Source organism: Flavobacterium zepuense, assembly GCF_007097145.1.
Lineage (GTDB): Bacteria > Bacteroidota > Bacteroidia > Flavobacteriales > Flavobacteriaceae > Flavobacterium > Flavobacterium zepuense.
Genome location: NZ_VJVZ01000009.1, coordinates 67,177 through 83,307, shown reverse-complemented (window position 1 = coordinate 83,307; position 16,131 = coordinate 67,177). Strand labels below are relative to the sequence as shown.

Annotated in this window: 17 protein-coding genes; 9 read left to right on the top strand and 8 right to left on the bottom strand. The window is 41.9% G+C overall.

What is annotated here, in order from left to right; all coding sequences use genetic code 11:
• Positions 1 to 311 precede the first annotated feature (311 nt).
• From FMM05_RS14070 to FMM05_RS14055, 3 genes are all read left to right on the top strand, one after another.
• Entirely contained in the window at positions 312 to 884 is a 573-nt protein-coding gene (locus tag FMM05_RS14070) for a hypothetical protein (RefSeq protein WP_143374032.1), read from the top strand.
• Positions 881 to 1,435: a hypothetical protein gene (locus FMM05_RS14065; RefSeq protein WP_143374031.1), complete on the top strand. Its 555-nt coding sequence runs from the start codon at positions 881 to 883 to the stop codon at positions 1,433 to 1,435. The genes FMM05_RS14070 and FMM05_RS14065 overlap by 4 nt, the downstream gene beginning before the upstream one ends.
• Positions 1,436 to 1,774: 339 nt before the next feature.
• Positions 1,775 to 3,013 carry a cation:proton antiporter gene (locus tag FMM05_RS14055; protein ID WP_143374030.1) on the top strand — a complete coding sequence of 413 codons (1,239 nt, stop codon included), beginning with the start codon at positions 1,775 to 1,777 and terminating at the stop codon, positions 3,011 to 3,013.
• A 136-nt stretch (positions 3,014 to 3,149) separates the two neighbouring features.
• Here FMM05_RS14055 and FMM05_RS14050 read toward each other — a convergent pair whose 3' ends face one another.
• The 5 genes from FMM05_RS14050 to FMM05_RS14030 all read right to left on the bottom strand — a co-directional run bounded on the left by FMM05_RS14050 (position 3,150) and on the right by FMM05_RS14030 (position 8,622).
• Entirely contained in the window at positions 3,150 to 4,559 is a 1,410-nt protein-coding gene (locus tag FMM05_RS14050; protein WP_143374029.1) for an FAD-binding oxidoreductase, read from the bottom strand.
• Positions 4,560 to 4,691: 132 nt separating this feature from the next.
• Positions 4,692 to 5,081: a DoxX family protein gene (locus FMM05_RS14045; protein WP_235894413.1), complete on the bottom strand. Its 390-nt coding sequence runs from the start codon at positions 5,079 to 5,081 to the stop codon at positions 4,692 to 4,694.
• Positions 5,082 to 5,225: 144 nt separating this feature from the next.
• Positions 5,226 to 6,245, bottom strand: a complete 1,020-nt coding sequence (locus FMM05_RS14040; RefSeq protein WP_143374027.1) for an App1 family protein — start codon at positions 6,243 to 6,245, stop codon at positions 5,226 to 5,228.
• 60 nt (positions 6,246 to 6,305) lie between these two features.
• Positions 6,306 to 7,511 (bottom strand): MFS transporter, encoded by a 1,206-nt coding sequence (locus tag FMM05_RS14035; RefSeq protein WP_143374026.1) that lies wholly within the window; start codon positions 7,509 to 7,511, stop codon positions 6,306 to 6,308.
• A gap of 163 nt (positions 7,512 to 7,674) precedes the next feature.
• Positions 7,675 to 8,622 (bottom strand): AEC family transporter, encoded by a 948-nt coding sequence (locus FMM05_RS14030; protein WP_317129572.1) that lies wholly within the window; start codon positions 8,620 to 8,622, stop codon positions 7,675 to 7,677.
• 96 nt (positions 8,623 to 8,718) lie between these two features.
• Between FMM05_RS14030 and FMM05_RS14025 the strand changes: the two genes are divergently transcribed.
• The 3 genes from FMM05_RS14025 (at position 8,719) to meaB (ending at position 11,100) form a co-directional block, all read left to right on the top strand.
• The gene (locus FMM05_RS14025) at positions 8,719 to 9,126 is read left to right on the top strand and encodes an Rrf2 family transcriptional regulator (RefSeq protein WP_143374025.1); all 408 of its coding nucleotides are present in this window, start codon (positions 8,719 to 8,721) and stop codon (positions 9,124 to 9,126) included.
• Between the two features lie 52 nt (positions 9,127 to 9,178).
• The gene (locus tag FMM05_RS14020; RefSeq protein ID WP_143374024.1) at positions 9,179 to 9,826 is read left to right on the top strand and encodes an NAD(P)-dependent oxidoreductase; all 648 of its coding nucleotides are present in this window, start codon (positions 9,179 to 9,181) and stop codon (positions 9,824 to 9,826) included.
• Between the two features lie 179 nt (positions 9,827 to 10,005).
• The gene (gene meaB / locus FMM05_RS14015) at positions 10,006 to 11,100 is read left to right on the top strand and encodes a methylmalonyl Co-A mutase-associated GTPase MeaB (protein WP_143374023.1); all 1,095 of its coding nucleotides are present in this window, start codon (positions 10,006 to 10,008) and stop codon (positions 11,098 to 11,100) included.
• A 187-nt stretch (positions 11,101 to 11,287) separates the two neighbouring features.
• Here meaB and FMM05_RS14010 read toward each other — a convergent pair whose 3' ends face one another.
• Together FMM05_RS14010 and FMM05_RS14005 are read right to left on the bottom strand one after the other, a co-directional pair.
• Positions 11,288 to 11,518 (bottom strand): hypothetical protein, encoded by a 231-nt coding sequence (locus FMM05_RS14010; protein WP_143374022.1) that lies wholly within the window; start codon positions 11,516 to 11,518, stop codon positions 11,288 to 11,290.
• 25 nt (positions 11,519 to 11,543) lie between these two features.
• On the bottom strand, positions 11,544 to 12,929 hold the full coding sequence (locus tag FMM05_RS14005) for an MATE family efflux transporter (RefSeq protein WP_235894412.1): 1,386 nt from the start codon (positions 12,927 to 12,929) through the stop codon (positions 11,544 to 11,546).
• A gap of 197 nt (positions 12,930 to 13,126) precedes the next feature.
• On the opposite strand from FMM05_RS14005, the gene FMM05_RS14000 reads away from it, so the two are divergent.
• Together FMM05_RS14000 and FMM05_RS13995 are read left to right on the top strand one after the other, a co-directional pair.
• Positions 13,127 to 13,654 (top strand): hypothetical protein, encoded by a 528-nt coding sequence (locus FMM05_RS14000; protein ID WP_143374021.1) that lies wholly within the window; start codon positions 13,127 to 13,129, stop codon positions 13,652 to 13,654.
• A gap of 105 nt (positions 13,655 to 13,759) precedes the next feature.
• The gene (locus FMM05_RS13995) at positions 13,760 to 14,092 is read left to right on the top strand and encodes a PleD family two-component system response regulator (protein ID WP_143374020.1); all 333 of its coding nucleotides are present in this window, start codon (positions 13,760 to 13,762) and stop codon (positions 14,090 to 14,092) included.
• A gap of 110 nt (positions 14,093 to 14,202) precedes the next feature.
• Here the strand turns inward: FMM05_RS13995 and FMM05_RS13990 are convergent, their stop codons facing one another.
• Positions 14,203 to 15,084, bottom strand: coding sequence for a PPK2 family polyphosphate kinase (locus tag FMM05_RS13990; RefSeq protein ID WP_143374019.1), 882 nt, complete (start codon positions 15,082 to 15,084; stop codon positions 14,203 to 14,205).
• A 70-nt stretch (positions 15,085 to 15,154) separates the two neighbouring features.
• Here FMM05_RS13990 and FMM05_RS13985 point away from each other — a divergent pair, with 70 nt between their 5' ends.
• Complete coding sequence (locus FMM05_RS13985) at positions 15,155 to 16,000, top strand: DUF6929 family protein (RefSeq protein ID WP_143374018.1); 846 nt, start codon at positions 15,155 to 15,157, stop codon at positions 15,998 to 16,000.
• Positions 16,001 to 16,131 lie beyond the last annotated feature (131 nt).

The following is a 16,131-nucleotide window of genomic DNA, read 5'->3' as shown; positions in this document are numbered from 1 at the left end:
GTATCAATCGCTTACGCGAGCCTGCAAAGTTACAAACAAATTGCGAGTAAAAAAACGATGAATTTTAAGCAATGGAACGCAAGGCAAGAGTAAGCTAATCCGAGTGAAGCAAAGGCCTTCAACTTCGTTGCATTAAGCAAAATATGAGTTGAGGCGTTAAGAACGATTTGCTGTTTGAGCGCAAGCGAGTTCAAATCGTTTAGCTTCAATTCATATTTTGTAGCATAAGAAGTTAGAGCCTTGAACTTTTGGTTCTTTTGTTTCAAGACAAAAGAACAATGACTTATATTTGAAACAATAAATTTACCCGAATGAAAACACCCTTTTTAATTGTTACCTTTCTTATTACATCGTGCTTTGGCGCTGTAGCCCAGGATAAAAAGTCGTTAGAAATAGCCGCTGCAAAAATGTACCGAAATACTGTAGAAGCAAATGCTACTGCTATGGTTGACGACATGTATCCAAAATATTTTGAGACAACCCCAAAGCAGACTTTTATTGACGCCACTAAAAAGATGGACAACCCCAACTTTAAAATGACGGTTATAAGTACACCATCTAATCTTGAATATGGCGTGATAAAAAAGATAGATGCCGGTAGCTATTGCGTGATCAAGCACGACCTGCTTATGAAGATAGCCTTTAAAACCATACTGCCACCCGGCGAAATAGAAAATATGACGGCAAGCTTTAAAACCAACCTTAAGGCAAGCGAAGTGGTGTATAAGCCGGCTGATAACTCTTTTTTAATCAAAAAGAAAGAGGAAGTTATTGCGGTGGCTGATAAGCTTACCAACAACCAGTGGAAGTTTATTAAAAAAGACCATATTGCCATAATGGATAAGCTGTTAGACAAAAAAGTGGTTAAAGCGTTGGGTATATGAATAGTAAATTTATATTCTGTATAATCGCATTTTTGGGTTGCACATTTTGTTTTGCACAGGATATGGTTACACTCGAAAAGAGGGCTAACGAATTGTATAATTATTTAATGACCGGCAAATACGATTCTGTTGTTCCGTACATCCACCCGTCTATGTATGATGAGATTCCGAAAGAAGAATATTTAGCAGATCTAAAATCGCTAAATACTAAAAAAGACGGAATTACGGTAAGTATGATTAATGTGCCCCCGAGCTTTAATTTTAAAGAAATAAAAATTATTAATAAAAACTACTATTGTGTTTTTTATTACAACCAGCTTATAAAAATTTCGGTTGAGCACGTAGTAGACGGATTTACGAAGGAACTACTTATTAAAGTTTACAAAAAAAAGTATAATACTGATAAAGTTGTATTTAACGAAAGAGAAAATGCATTATTGGTACAACGGAGATTACAACGTGTTGCATTAGCTGATGAACTTAGCAGCTACGAATGGAAATTTTTTGCCAACATAAAAGATCAAAAACTTAGTGAAATACTGGGCCTGTAACAAACTATTTAAGCCCCCTTTTGCTTTTGTAAGAATAAAGCAGTATCTTTAATTCTAATCATGATTACAAACAATTAAAATATAAAGTTATGGCAAAAGGACAAGACGTTAAAAAAGCGGTAAAGAAGGAGCCCTTAAAGACCGCTAAAGAAAAGAAAGAAGAGAAACGCGACAAAAAGAACAGCAAAAAAGATTTTAGCTAATTTTTTATAATTACACAAAAAAGTCCTGTATTTACAGGGCTTTTTGCATTTAGGGCGGTACTGTAATTAGGTTTTTAGGGTATTTTTCGTTATGTTTGTGCATATACGCTTACTAAATTACCCTTATTATCCGCCCATGGAATTATATTATTCACTCTCTGTTCTTATTGTTTTGGCAAGTTTTTTTGCCTACTTAAATGTCCGTTTTTTAAAGCTCCCATCAACAATTGGTATTATGGTACTTGCTATGGCAGTATCTATTTTCCTTGTTATTTTTGGCAGCGTGTTCCCTACTACGCTTAGCCGTATTTCGAGGCTTATTCATAGTTTTGATTTTACCGAGCTCCTTATGGGTGCCATGCTTAACTTTTTACTCTTTGCAGGCGCCATTCACATTAATATTAAAGACCTGCGCGAGCAACGTGGCCCTATCGTGGTGTTCTCTACCGTTAGTGTTATTATCTCTACGTTTGTTGTGGGTACCACAGTATACTACATCCCTATAACCGACCTGAATATACCTTACATTTACTGCCTGCTTTTTGGGGCGCTAATATCGCCTACCGATCCTGTTGCGGTACTGAGTATCTTAAAACAGGCCAAGGTGCGAAAATCGCTTGAGACTAAAATTGCAGGCGAATCGCTTTTTAATGATGGTGTAGCCGTTGTGGTTTTTGCTGTATTACTGCAACTTGCACAGGGCACAGCCGAAGACCTTACCCCCCTTAACATTGCGTGGCTTTTTGTAAAAGAAGCCGGTGGCGCCTTTTTACTGGGTATTATCTTGGGGGTTACAGCATCACGCGCTATGCGTAAAATAGACGATTATAAAGTATCGGTACTCATAACGCTTTCGGTTGTTATGGGTGGATACTTAATTGCACGGGGGCTGCACATATCGGGGCCGCTTACCATGGTTATTGCCGGTATTATAATTGGTAACTTTAAAAGGCGTTGGGCTATGTCGCCTACTACTAAGGACTACCTCGACAAGTTTTGGGAACTTAATGATGAAATTCTTAATGCTATACTCTTTCTTTTTATAGGCTTTAATTTATTGGTAATTAAAAACCTTGATAGCTACTGGTTTCCCGGCCTGGCTTGTATTGTGCTTGTGCTGTTCTCCAGATTTATATCCATTTGGCTTCCCGCTAAGTTTATACCCTTCCGCGAAAAATTTACGCCAGGTACCATCAAAATATTAGTTTGGGGTGGCCTGCGTGGTGGAGTTTCCATTGCACTGGCACTTTCTATAGATGATGGCCCATACACCAACACCATTGTTGCCATTACTTACTTTGTGGTGGTATTCTCTATCATTGTACAGGGGCTTAGCATTGGTAAAGTGGCTACTAAGATATTAGCGAACGAGTAAAACTCCTGAGGAGTGTAATCCTGCAAGGTTTTTGCAACCTTGTAGGTGTTTTTTCTCAATGTTATAAACCTACAAGGTTGCAAAAACCTTGCAGGTTGCTCACTAATAAGCATATCAATCCTCCGGAGTTAAAACACTATAAATTATCCGGCAATATTTTACCGGGGTTCAGTATATTGTTAGGGTCGAATAATTGTTTGATACCTTTCATTAACTGAAGGTGGTGGTTGCCAAAGGCAATATCCATATAGTTTTTTTGAACGTAGCCAATGCCATGCTCGCCCGACAGTGTGCCTTTTAAAGAGACCGTCAATTCAAATATTTCGCGGATGCCTTTGGGTACTTCATTTTTCCAGTTATCATCGGTCATATCGCCTTTAATGATGTTTACGTGCAGGTTGCCATCGCCGGCATGGCCGTAGCAAACCGACTGGAAGCCGTACTTTTTACCGATAATTTTTATACCTTCTAATAATGTAGGCAACTCATAACGCGGCACAACCGTATCTTCTTCTTTATAAACCGAATTCGATTTTACGGCCTCAGCAACGGTACGGCGTAGTTTCCAAAGGGTATTTTTTTGGTCGGCGGTATCAGCAAATAGAATTTCGTCAATTTCAAACTGCTCTACCACGCCCATAATTTTCTCGGCTTCGGCAAAAAGCACATCGGGGTAATTGCCATCTACCTCAACCAGCAAATGCGCCTGAACCTCATCTTTAATATTAAGGTTAACGTTGTCAAGGTACTTAAGTCCCCAGTCTATCGCATCACGCTCCATAAACTCCAGAGCACTTGGTACAATACCTGCCCTAAAAATAGCTGCAACAGCTTCGCACGCCTGACCTGCATTAAAGAACGGAATAAGCATCAGCACATTGTGCGTGTTTGCAGGCAACAGCTTCATTACAATTTTAGTGATGATGCCCAGTGTACCCTCGCTGCCCACCATAAGCTGCGTAAGGTTATATCCTGTAGAGTTTTTAAGGGTATTAGCGCCTGTCCAGATAATTTCGCCATTAGGCAAAACCACCTCAAGATTAAGTACATAATCTTTAGTAACGCCATATTTTACGGCACGTGCGCCACCACTATTTTCTGCGACATTACCGCCAATGGTGCAACTGCCCTGGCTGCTCGGGTCAGGTGGATAGAAAAGCCCTTTTTCGGCAGCCGCTTCTCTAAATACTTGCGTTATCACAGCAGGCTCTACAATCGCCTGAAGGTTCTTCTCGTCTATTTCAATGCTCTTAAAGCGCTCCATGCTAAGCCCAATACCACCGTAAATACTCAGTGCCCCGCCACTAAGGCCGGTACGCGCACCAATGGGCACCACGGGGATATTGTGTTGGTTTGCCAGCTTCATTATTTGTGACACCTCCTGTGCAGTGCCCGGTTTTACAACCACAGTAGGCGGAAAATTGTAATCTTCGGTCTCGTCGTGGCCGTATTCAGTACGGGTTTCGGTATCGGTAAAAATATACTGGCTACCGGTTACGGCTTGTAATGTTGAAAGTATCTCGGGCGAAAGGCTGGTGTTTTGCATGGTTGCGCTTGTGCTTAATAAGCCTCAAAAATAATGATTTTAGAATATACATCACGAAGTATATCATTCATTATAAATAAAAAACAGCCCAAATAGGACTGTGTTCATAGTATATTTCTTTAATGTGAAAAGTTAATACCTCCTCTTATTCCTCCTTGCAATTAAACCGTCTACAGAATATTTGCCACTACCGGTAATAAACAGCAGTACGTAGATAAGCAGGTACAGGGCGCCCATTTCCTGTTTTTCAAAATCGTTGGCGTGTACCACAAATACCACCACAAAAAAGTTGATGATGAGCGGCAGGGCAACCAGCCTTGTGGCAAGGCCTATTATTAAAAATGCAGAGCACAAAAGTTCGGCAAAAATGGCGAGTAAGAGCGATGCCGAGGGGCCTACACCTATAGGATCGGCAAATTCTATGGGCCCGCCTTTTAAAAGCATATTAAATTTCATTATACCGTGGGTAAGCATAAAAACCCCTGCTACTATGCGTACCAGCAACAGTGCAAAACTGTTCATTTTTTTATCAATGGAGCTGTCAAAAATCCACATGGCGTTTAATTTAATTTGTTGTTGTACTGTAAATTTAAGGAAATTAATTACAAACGGCGCTCACAATGAGGATGTTTATTGTTAAAACAGCCGTTAAACTGCCAACAAACACTATATAAAACCCTGAGTATGGGCATGTGCTTCGGCATCGGCAGAGGTTTCTACCAGCAGCACCGGCGTTACCCTAAAATTATCTACAATGCTCTTTACAGCCTGCATGCGCCTGCGGTGCTTAACGCTCCTAAGGTAAATGCACAATACCCTGTTAGGGAATTGTGCAGCAATATCGGTATAAATAGTAGCGTCGTGCTCGCCGCTATCGCCTATCAAAATAAAATTAAGGTTAGGAAAAGCCTCCAGTATATTGAGTATCTCCTTTTGCTTATGCGGTTTTTCTGATCCTGTAACCTTCTGAAAAATACTGTTGAAACTGCGCAGCAGCACCGCCCCTTTAGGAAAACGGTTATGATCTAAAAACAGTTTAAGATACTGGTACATATTCCACGGGCTGTTGCTCAGGTAAAATATGGGGTTCTTTTCTTTGCCTTCAATACCCTTGTGCAGCTTTTGGTACAGGCTGGGCGCATCCTGCAAAGGCATACGCTTATACGAGTTTACGAACAGTGAGTTGAGCAGCACCTTCCATTTTAGGAATGATGTTACACCAGTGTAAAGTATCGTATCATCTATATCGGTAATCACGCCAAAGTCGGCATCAGCTTCGGGTATCAGTAATTCTCCCTGAAAAACCTCGGTAACCTTTGTAGCATCGTTTGTAGGAATGCTCAAATCGTAAAACAGCCAGCCTTCGGCATCAGAGAGTTCCCTTAAATCGGTATCTGTAGTTACATCAAACAAAAAATAGCCATGGGCATCAGTACGGGTTGTATACGTAAAGTTGTGTACTTTTAGCTGTACGGTTATGCCTGGAATTTCGTACGTATCAAACTGCCTTATAGCGTTTTTTATAGTAGCTACGAACGATGGATTTTCTTCATAATCCAGCGGAACATTATCCAGCACACGGCCTTTTACATACAGGCGGTGTGGCGTGCCATAACTGCAGTAGGGCACAATCTGTATCGCATCGATCTTATAAAATCCAAAAATCTTTTTAATCCGCTTTAGCATGGCTTATACTTCTATTTTCTAAGATACTGCAAAAAGCCGGAAAACTAAAAATGTTTTAACTTATTGCTTTTTTAAATTGGGTAAAAACATGGCTATGATGCCTATTAACGGCAGGTAAGCACAAATATCATACACATGCTCTATGCTGGTGCTGTCGGCCAGGTTGCCTAAGATGGCCGACCCCAATCCGCCCATACCAAAGGCAAAGCCGTAAAAAAGGCCTGATACCATTCCCAGCTTTTTAGGAAGCAGCTCCTGAGCATACACCAATATGGCAGGAAATGCCGATGCCAACAGTAACCCAATGATAACAGATAACACACTCGTCCAGAACAAGGTGGCATACGGCAACATCAGGGCAAACGGGGCAACACCTAATACCGAGAACCATATAACATATTTACGCCCAAATTTATCGCCCAGAGGTCCGCCTAATAGTGTTCCTGCGGCCACCGCAATTAAGAAAAGGAACAGGTAAAACTGCGCATCTTTAACAGAAACGCCAAATTTGGCTATCAGGTAAAAGGTGAAATAGCTTGACAAACTGGCTATGTAAAAATATTTTGAGAAGATTAGTACCAGCAGTATTATTACCGATACCACTACGCGTGTAGGCGAAAGATCGGGCATTACAATAACCGGCTTTGTTTTGGCTGTAAGCGTTAAGTGGCTTTGGTACCAACGGGCTATGCGCCATAAAACACCCATGGCAATAAGGGCTATACCTGTAAACAACACAATGTATTCCTGGCCGTGGGGCACTACGATCCATGCAATTAATAGCGGACCAATGGCAGTACCCGTGTTACCCCCTATCTGGAAGATAGATTGTGCCAAGCCCCTCTTACCTCCCGATGCCAGGAATGAAACCCTTGATGATTCAGGATGAAAAATAGACGACCCAATACCCACTAATACAACCGATACCAATATCAGCGGAAAAGTATTGGCATACGCCAACAACACAGTCCCCGACAGCGTGAACACCATTCCGATGATTTGCGAATAGGGTTTGGGGTTCTTATCAGTATAAAAGCCCACAAAGGGCTGTAACAGCGATGCCGCCATTTGATAGGCAAATGTTATAAGCCCTATCTGGGTAAAATTAAGATTGTATTTATCTTTTAGTATGGGATAAGCTGCCGGTATTACTGCCTGTAGTAAATCGTTAAGCAGGTGGGCAAAAGCAATAGAAAAAAGTATGGAATATACTGTTTTTTGGGCGTTATCTGTAGTAAGTATCTTAGGAGATTCAAGCGTATTCATGTAAAAAATTTATGCTGCAAAAATACGGCACCCATTTTTGTTTGAAGCAGGAATTAGAAGTTTTTAGCCACGAATTACACTAATTTAACGAATTAAAAATGCAATACATTGTGTATTACAAGTAAAAAAATTTGTGCAATTAGTTTAATTTATGGCTAAATTTCTACCAGTACTTCAACAGGAAATACCATCCCGCCAGTGTTATAAACGAAAGCGGTATGCCTATGCCTATCATCATTCCGGCAAGGCGTGGTTTTAACCCGTGTGCCGAAGCCAGAATCGCAGCGGTTATCATAGGCGCCATGGCGGCTTCCATTATAGAAACATCGATCATCTGCCCATCAGCACCTAAAATAATTTTGTAGAGGATGAAAAAGAACAACGGCATGAGTATCAGCTTAGAGAAAAGCCCGAGCCATAAAAATTTCCAATGCCTGCTTTTACGTTCTATTTTTAATTGCAGCCCCACAGCAACAAGCGCTACGGGTGTTACAGTACTGCCCAAACGGGTAAAAATACTTTGCACGGTATCTATAAAATCATAATTAAAAATATTCATACAGGCCGCAACCACAAAGGCTATAAAAGGTGGAAAAAGTAAGATCTTGCGCGCTATGCCACTACCCCCACCCGATCCTTTAGAATAAGCTGCTGCCAGTAAAATCCCAAATGTAGATACCACCACAAACGTACCGGGCTGATCTACAATTATAGCGGTTTTAAGGCCCTCTTTACCGTATAATGCCTCAATTACCGGGAAACCCACAAACGATGTATTGGCAAACCCCGCGGTTATGGCCAGGCAGCCTATAAGCTTTTTAGGCCAGTTAAATAACCGACCCAAGCCAGCAAAAAATACCCAGGACAGTAAAAAGCCTAACCATGCAACACCTATAGGGTATAACAGGCCGGCGCTAATTTGTATTTTAGGGATGTAGAATAACGACAGCGCCGGTAACGAAATGTAAATTACAAACTGATTAAGCGCGGTGTGGGCGTTGGCAGGAACGGTTATAACGCGTTGCAGGCCCCAGCCCGCAAAAAGGCAAATAAATATAAGGATAATGCTATCCATACGGTTAAAGTGGTTAGTAGCCCAAAGATAAGCCATGCAGGGCAAGCCTTACAGCCTGAGTGGTAAAAAATTGGTAAATAATTTTGGTATCACAAAAATCTCACTAAGTTTGTAATATATTTTATTACAGTAATGATATCGGGTAAGTTTGCCATAACGCTGCACATATTAACGCTCCTCTCTAAATCTCCAGATGATTTTTTATCGTCGGAATATATAGCGGGCAGCATGAATATTAACCCTGTGCTGGTGCGCAAAGAAATTGCCAACCTTAAAAAGCACAACATTGTAGAGAGCCGTGAAGGTAAATTTGGCGGTACACGCCTGGCAAAACCTGCTGTAGAGATTACATTGGAAGACATTTTTAAAATGACCTTTGAAACCGTTACGCTGGGGTATTGCAAAAACGACCCTAACCCTAATTGCCCTGTAGGTAAAAATATTAACGAAAGCCTTAATGCTTTATATACCGATATTAACTCACAAATAAGCGATAAGCTAAAGGGTATTTCGCTATTATCATTTAGTAGCGGGTTTTAGATTTTTTTTACAATTAACTGTCATATTTTTTATTACATAAAATTCTTACATCATGAAAATCGCCGTTATTGGAGCCACAGGATTTGTAGGCGCCGCTTTAGTAAACGAATTTGCAAACCGCAACCACAAGGTAACCGCTATTGCACGAAATCCAAAAGCACAAACCGCTGAAAATGTTACAACTGCAGCAGCCGATGTATATGATACCGCTGCCTTTGCCGATGTGCTTAAAGGCCACGATGTTGTGGTGAGCGCCTTTAACCCGGGGTGGACTAACCCCAACATTTACGATGATTTTATTGCCGGTGCAAAGGCAATTCAGTTAGCTGTAAAAGATGCCGGTGTAAACCGCCTTATTGTTATTGGTGGTGCGGGCAGCCTTTTTGTAGCACCCGGCGTACAAGCGGTAGACACCCCTGATTTCCCTAAAGAATATTACCCGGGTGCCTCAGCAGCGCGTGATTACCTGAATATTATTAAAGAGGAAAAAGAATTGGACTGGGCATTCTTCAGCCCGGCTTTCGAGATGCACCAGGGCATAACTACGGGCCGCACTGGCAACTACCGCCTTGGGCTGGACAACCCTGTTTTTAACGATGAGCAACGCAGTATCCTTTCGGTAGAAGACCTGGCCATTGTTATTGCCGATGAAGCAGAAAACCCTAAGCACCACCAGCAAAGGTTTACGGCAGCTTATTAAAGTTTCGGGTTTCAGGCTTAAAGTTTATTGAAAGTTCTGCATGAATATCAGCATTTAAATAAATCTAAGGGAATAGGTAAAATCTTATTCCCTTTTTATTTGTAGAACCTGCCAGATGGCAGGCAAATAAGTGTGCTTTCAATAAAAAACTGTAATTTTACTTTACAAAGACCCAAACTGTGGATAAGCCCGAAAAACCGATCTCTGCCCTTAACGAACGTGATGGCATTGCCCAACCTGAAAGCATTAGCCCGCAGGCCATTGCGCACGTTACGCAGCTGCGTAAAAAACAACCGTCGGCAGAGGAGCTGGTAAAAGGTATATTAAACGGCAATAAAACGGCCCTAAGCCGTGCCATTACACTGGTAGAGAGCACTAACCCATTGCATCTTGAAAAAGCCACAGCGGTTATAAACAGTTGCCTGCCGTATGCAAATAAGTCGGTTCGCATTGGTATTACAGGTGTGCCGGGCGTGGGCAAGAGTACATTTATTGAGGCTTTTGGAAAGCACCTGACCGGACTTGGCAAAAAAGTGGCAGTACTGGCGGTAGATCCCAGCAGTTCGCTATCGCATGGTAGTATTTTGGGAGATAAAACCCGTATGGAAGAGCTGGTTAAAGATGCTGATGCTTACATACGCCCCTCAGCGTCAGGCGATACGCTTGGAGGTGTGGCCCGTAAAACCCGCGAGGCTATTATCTTATGTGAGGCCTGTGGTTTTGATACCATTATTATAGAAACCGTGGGCGTTGGCCAAAGCGAAACCGCCGTACACAGTATGGTCGATTTCTTTTTGTTGTTGAAGATATCGGGTGCGGGTGATGAGCTTCAGGGCATTAAGCGCGGCATTATGGAGATGGCCGACCTGATAGTTATAAATAAAGCCGACGGCGATAACATTAAAAGGGCAAAGCTGGCCAAAACCGAATTTAACCGGGCGTTGCATTTGTTTCCACCCAAAGCATCGGGATGGCAGCCAAAGGTAACTACATGTAGTTCAATAACGCACGACGGTATTGCCGAAACCTGGCAGACCATCAGCGAGTATTTTGACCTCGCCAAAGCCAATGATTTTTTTGCCTTCCGCCGAAGCGAGCAAAATAGCTACTGGCTTACTGAAACCATTAACGAGCAGCTTAAAGCTAACTTTTACAGCCGCGAAGATATTGCTACCCTACTGAAACAAAACAAAAAAGCGGTGCAAAACAACGAATTGTCGCCTTTTGCAGCCGCAAGTATTTTATTGGGGAGGTATTTTGGTTTGAATGGCTGATCATCACGTTTGCGCACCGTTATCGCGAGGTACGAAGCGATCTCATTTTGGGGAGTATTATGATGATGGGATTACTTCGTCAATTCGGGCTAAGCCCTCGGGTGCCGCGCTACGTTGCACTTCGCTCGCAATTACGCCTCATGTCTCAGATGATGTAAACTGCGACTTAATACTGTAAACTCGCAGCTTACTGCTTCTCGTAGCGCTCTACTTCTCTGTCGTAAAACTCATTAGCAAGCACAATAAGGCCTTCCATTTCGGCATTAAGCTCGTTCTCATCAAGATCTTCCGGCTCTTCAATAATCTCTACCTCATCATCTTTAAGATTTAAAATAAAGCGCGGGTAATCAAGATGAATGATAAAAATATCCTCAGGAAAATCGGTGTTATCGGCCAGTACAAATTTTGGTAATTCCATTTTTTTTCGTTTCAGGTTTAAAGTTTCAGGTTTCAGGTTGCCCGGCACCCAAAATAAGTTTATTGGTTAAATAATTAAAGCGAAGATACAAAAATAATGCGGCTGCCGTAAGGCCCGCCAGCAATCCTATCCATATTCCGGTTGCTTTTAAGGGCGTGTAAAGCCCTAAATAAAAGGAGATAGGAAAACCTATGACCCAGTAGGCCACAAAGGTAATAACGGTAGGTATCTTAACGTCCTGTAATCCGCGGAGGGCACCCAGTACAACTACCTGTATACCATCGGATATCTGGAAAACAGCCGCTACGATAAGTAAGGTAGATGCTATTTTTATAACCTCTGTATTATCCTTCAATTGCAGGGTGTTTTCGGCATTTACAAACCAGTGCGGCAGGTAGTTATGCAGTATAATAAACAACAAGGCAAACACGATCTCTATAAGTATGGCAAGCAAAAATATGGAGCGCGCCACAACACGCAGGTTTACGTAATCCTTAAGGCCTTTTTGGTTGCCCACACGCACCATACCGGCCACACTGAGCCCCATGGCAAACATAAACGTCATGCTCGAAAGGCTTAAGGCAATCTGGTTTGCAGCCTGGTTGGTCTTACCCAAATAGCCTGAAAGCCAGACAGCTCCCGTAAAAAGGGCGACCTCAAAAAGCATTTGCATACTGCTTGGCAACCCTAATGCAGTGATTCTTTTAAGTATTGATGTTTTTATTTCAGCAAAGCTAAAATTGGTAAAGTATTGTTTGAGCTTTGCATTCCGCGAAAGCGAATAATGCATGTACACCAGCATGGCAAGTCTTGATAGTACAGTACCTATAGCCGCGCCCAGCATTCCCATTTTAGGGAAAAACCACACGCCATAAATAAGCACATAGTTAATGAATATGTGAATTACATTACTGAATATCACCGCATACATGGCGTATTTAGTGAGCGACATACCATCGGCAAATTGCTTATAGCCCTGAAAAATTACCATAGGTATGAGCGAAAACGCCACCCAGTCGATATACGGTGCAGCAAGGCGTATAACCTCCGGCGATTGGTGCATAAGCCCCATAAGCGGCTTGGCTACAGCAACTATACCAAACAAAAACAGCCCTAAAAAGGTACACAGCAACAGCCCATGATGAAACGCCGACCGTACCATAGCGGAATCTTTTGCGGCATCACCCTGTGCTACTATAGAGGTTATAGCGGTACTAAAACCTATGCCTGCGCTCATGGCAATAAACACAAAACTGTTACCTAACGATACGGCTGCCAGCTCTGTAGCGCCCAGCCTGCCTACCATTATGTTGTCTATAACGCCTATAAGGGTATGGCCCAACATACCCAGAATAACGGGGTATGCCAGCTTAATATTAGTCCTGAACTCTTTTGTATAGGCTGAAAACACGGTGCTCAATTTTTGCGCAAAGGTAGATATAAGCTTTCATACCCTTAGTCACAACGAGCTAAAAACTTATAAATCATCACTATAAGTGTAAACATTCTTAATTTTATTATTTTATTTGTAATTAATTAACATAAAATTACAAATGTTAGCAATTTGTTTGTACTAATTTTACCCCACTAACATAACACAAGGAAATCATGAAAATGGGAAGCACGTTTAAATCTTTAATGCTGGGAGCATTATTATTTGTAGGAGGCAGTGCCTTTGCACAAAAGATAGAGGGATCATCTAATGAGGCGATTGACAGCTATTCTCAAAAATTTAAATTGGGTATAGGTGTTAATGCCGGCCTTACCACAGGCGAATATTTTAACTGGGCGCTTGGTGGCGATGTAAGGCTGCAGTATGACCTTACACAAAAAACATCTTTAACGCTAACTACCGGTTTTACCAACCTTTTTGGAGATGAAGAAATTAAAGACCTTGGTTTTATACCTGCTAAAGCGGGTTTTAAAGCCTTTGTTTGGGAAGACCGTTTTTATGTATTGGGCGAAGTAGGTGCCGGTTTTGCGGTGACTAATGGCTATGACGAAACTACCTTTTTATGGGCTCCGGGCATAGGCTACGCTTCTAAATATATAGACATTAGCCTACGTTACGAGGGTATGAACGACTTTAATGCCGACCAGATAGGGTTGCGTTTAGCTTACGGCTTTGAACTGTAATATTTTTGATTTATATATAACCTAAGTGTTCAAAACTAACCTTGAAAACCTGCTGCTTAATGTGGCAGGTTTTTTTACTTTTGCACTCTTAAACATCTCGCATTCATGAAATTATTTGTTATAGACTGGAGTAAGGATGCCACCACGCCGCTGCTGGATATTTGCAGGCAAACACCCCATAAACTGGCCGGATTTGAATTACTTGATGGTGCCGAAGCTTACCGCAAGACCGGCATAAGCAAGCCCGATGCCATAGTGGTAAACTATGCCGAAAAGCCCTTACACGGGCGGCAAACAGCCGATAGCATCCGAAAGCGAAAGCTAACATCGGCCATACCTATCTATTTTATTAATGGTAACGAAGATGATAATGAGCTTGTATCCAACATTGGCATTTGCCTTTCGGAAGAAGAATTAAAAGACCTGCTGGAAATCTAACTTTCAATACGCAATGCACAATTGGCAATAGGCAATATGCAATTGATGATGTATAATTAAACATTGCCTATTGCCAATTGTGCATTGCTTATTGCTTGTTGGATTAACCACTACTTCTCCTCCATAAGTTTTTTCTTGTAGGCATTTATATTATCAAGTACATCCTCGTTCACTTCGGGCTCTTTTATGTCGTCGTAATTTTTTAGGTGGTCGTAAATGGTTTTTGCCACAAGGTAGCGTGCCGTTTCTTTATTGTCGGCCGGGATAACAAACCAGGGGGCATTATCTTTAGAGGTATGGTTTATGGCATCTTCATAATACTTTTGGTAATCATCCCAAAGTTCGCGCTCCTCCAGGTCAGACGGTGCAAACTTCCAGTTGTGTTCCGGTTTGTCAAGCCTTCGCAGCAGGCGCTCGCGTTGCTCCTCTTTACTAAGGTGTAAAAAAAACTTAAACACCACCACCCCATTTTGAGTAATGTGTTTCTCAAAATTGTTGATCTGCTCAAAACGGTCTTTCCAGATATGCTTGGGTATATCGTCTACCGAATTAATTCCCGGCAGGTTCTCATTCAGTAAATACTCGGGGTGTACGCGGGTAATCAATACATTTTCGTAATGCGAGCGGTTAAATACCGAGAACTTCCCTCTTTCCGGCAGGGCAATGTAGTGCCTCCAAAGGTAGTCGTGCTCCAGCTCAGCACTGGATGGTGTTTTAAAACTGTACACGTTTACCCCACGGGCATTAAAGCGCCTAAACACCTCACGTATAAGGCTATCCTTACCACTGGTATCCATACCCTGCAGGCACACCAGCACGCTATAGCGGTTATTGGCATACATCTTATCCTGTAGCTTGCCCAGCTTTTTGCTTACCTTTTTAAGTTCGTCGTGCGTTTTAAGGTCAGAGCAGCTGGTATCAAGGGTTGTAGGGGTATCGGTTATCGAAAATTTCGAGGTAACTTTAAAATCATCGGTATTTATCGCTTTCATAAAAATGCGTTATCTTTATATAAATATAACAATTTAAAGCGTACCGCGTTTTACGCTAAACCATAAGATTATGCAAAAGTTTCACCTGGAACTGCTTTTCCGAATTATAGGCATCGGGTCGGCATCCGGACTCTTCTTTAACAACGACTCCCTTTACCTGATATCCGACAACAGCCACATGCTGTACCAGTACAATATAACCGACAAAAAGCTCGAAAAAATATCGCTCAAGGCAAAAGACTATACAGGTCCGCTTGAAAATGTCCCTAAAAAAGACAAAGCCGATTACGAGAGCATTACCGCCAAAGACGACCAATTGTACCTTTTTGGCTCAGGCTCTACCGAGATCCGCAATACCATTACCCACCTTAATTATAAGACGGGACTGGTGTACCCGAAGATCGATGCGACCGACCTGTACCTTGTCATGCAGAGTTTTGGCGAAATTACCCCCGATAATTTTAATGTTGAGGCCGTAGTGAATGATGGCGATACATGGTACCTGTTTAATCGTGGCAACGGCCCAAAGGGTCAGAATGGCGTGTTTACCCTTGATGGCGATATTGCCGATACCGCTTTCCAGATCATTTACAATGAGGTTAAACTGCCTAAGATAAACGGTGCCCAGGCAAGTTTTACCGATGCCGTTAAAATTGGCGAAAAGCTGTATTTTATTGCTGCCGCCGAGAAAACCACCTCTACCTATAAAGATGGCGAAGTGGCGGGCACGCTTATAGGCCGCATTGATATTGAGAGCATGGAACTGGAATTTACCGAGGTAATTTCGCTTAAAAATAAATTTGAGGGCATTACCCTTTACAAAGAAACCGATAAGGCACTGGAGTTTTTACTATGCGAGGATACCGATAATGATGCCAAGCAATCGGATATTTTTAAATTAACGATAGATAAGTAGTTTTCAGTCGCAGTCGCAGTTTACAGGCTACACCGGGACTTAAAACCGCGACTGTGCCTGAAAACTTAAAAAATATTTTCATGTTGTTCCAACCTTTTAATTGTTTTTCTGCTCTATATAAACAAAGAGAC

What these genes read in the sequence shown, in the direction of transcription:
- FMM05_RS14050 (WP_143374029.1), bottom strand. Translation starts at nt 4,559, where the DNA reads ATGCAAAACACCAGCCTTTCGCCCGAGATACTTTCAACATTACAAGCC.
- FMM05_RS14055 (WP_143374030.1), top strand. Translation starts at nt 1,775, where the DNA reads ATGGAATTATATTATTCACTCTCTGTTCTTATTGTTTTGGCAAGTTTT.
- FMM05_RS14065 (WP_143374031.1), top strand. Translation starts at nt 881, where the DNA reads ATGAATAGTAAATTTATATTCTGTATAATCGCATTTTTGGGTTGCACA.
- FMM05_RS14025 (WP_143374025.1), top strand. Translation starts at nt 8,719, where the DNA reads ATGATATCGGGTAAGTTTGCCATAACGCTGCACATATTAACGCTCCTC.
- FMM05_RS14040 (WP_143374027.1), bottom strand. Translation starts at nt 6,245, where the DNA reads ATGCTAAAGCGGATTAAAAAGATTTTTGGATTTTATAAGATCGATGCG.
- FMM05_RS13985 (WP_143374018.1), top strand. Translation starts at nt 15,155, where the DNA reads ATGCAAAAGTTTCACCTGGAACTGCTTTTCCGAATTATAGGCATCGGG.
- FMM05_RS14000 (WP_143374021.1), top strand. Translation starts at nt 13,127, where the DNA reads ATGAAAATGGGAAGCACGTTTAAATCTTTAATGCTGGGAGCATTATTA.
- FMM05_RS14020 (WP_143374024.1), top strand. Translation starts at nt 9,179, where the DNA reads ATGAAAATCGCCGTTATTGGAGCCACAGGATTTGTAGGCGCCGCTTTA.
- FMM05_RS14070 (WP_143374032.1), top strand. Translation starts at nt 312, where the DNA reads ATGAAAACACCCTTTTTAATTGTTACCTTTCTTATTACATCGTGCTTT.
- FMM05_RS14030 (WP_317129572.1), bottom strand. Translation starts at nt 8,622, where the DNA reads ATGGCTTATCTTTGGGCTACTAACCACTTTAACCGTATGGATAGCATT.
- FMM05_RS14045 (WP_235894413.1), bottom strand. Translation starts at nt 5,081, where the DNA reads ATGAACAGTTTTGCACTGTTGCTGGTACGCATAGTAGCAGGGGTTTTT.
- FMM05_RS14010 (WP_143374022.1), bottom strand. Translation starts at nt 11,518, where the DNA reads ATGGAATTACCAAAATTTGTACTGGCCGATAACACCGATTTTCCTGAG.
- FMM05_RS14035 (WP_143374026.1), bottom strand. Translation starts at nt 7,511, where the DNA reads ATGAATACGCTTGAATCTCCTAAGATACTTACTACAGATAACGCCCAA.
- FMM05_RS13990 (WP_143374019.1), bottom strand. Translation starts at nt 15,084, where the DNA reads ATGAAAGCGATAAATACCGATGATTTTAAAGTTACCTCGAAATTTTCG.
- FMM05_RS13995 (WP_143374020.1), top strand. Translation starts at nt 13,760, where the DNA reads ATGAAATTATTTGTTATAGACTGGAGTAAGGATGCCACCACGCCGCTG.